This is a genomic window from Roseateles sp. P5_E1 (assembly GCF_054049335.1).
Genome location: NZ_JBFUMN010000312.1, coordinates 1 through 604 on the forward strand (window position 1 = coordinate 1; position 604 = coordinate 604).

At 63.6% G+C, this 604-nt stretch carries 1 protein-coding gene; it reads right to left on the bottom strand.

Annotated elements, in window-relative coordinates; genetic code table 11:
- Positions 1 to 604 (bottom strand): penicillin acylase family protein (locus ACXJKJ_RS31240; RefSeq protein ID WP_457395490.1); only part of this gene is annotated, 604 nt, incomplete at both ends.

Here is a 604-nt window from a genome sequence, read left to right on the forward strand (position 1 = left end):
GCCGTTGCCAATGCGCCGCTCGAAAAGCAGGTTGAACGGTTTCATTCCACTGAACGGTATGTGCGAGTAGCGTGTTTGCTGCACGTGCGACCATCCCCAGCTCTGCATGCTCCAGTCTCCGCGTAGCTTATGCAGCTCGGTGAGAGCATCGGTCTGCGATTCCGCCAACAATCGCGCGCAGCTGCGCGCGGATTCGGAGTCGCGTGTATCGCACCATCCCTGGCCATCACCCTGGAGCAGCTCGGTCAGCTGCGCTGTGCCGACACCTTCGCCCAGACGCCGCGCGAGCGTGCTGGCCTGCGGTGATTCCCAGCCGCCGCGCAGACGAGCCTGGAACAGGCGCTGACGAAAGTGCCGCATCCAGGAGTTGAACACCGTTGCCGCCTGGCTGTCGGCGCGCATGTCGCCGTGCCAGTCCCGCAGGTATGCCGCTGCTGTCCCGGCATGCGATTGCTGTGGAAGCTGGTCGCGCAGCACATCCATCAAGGCTGCCGCATCTAGATCGAGCGTATCGCCCTGGATCTTCTGCATGTCGGAGGCGGTGAGCTTGCGTCCGGCATCGATGCGTTCCCTGAGCAGTTGCTCAATGCGCTTGGCACGTGCC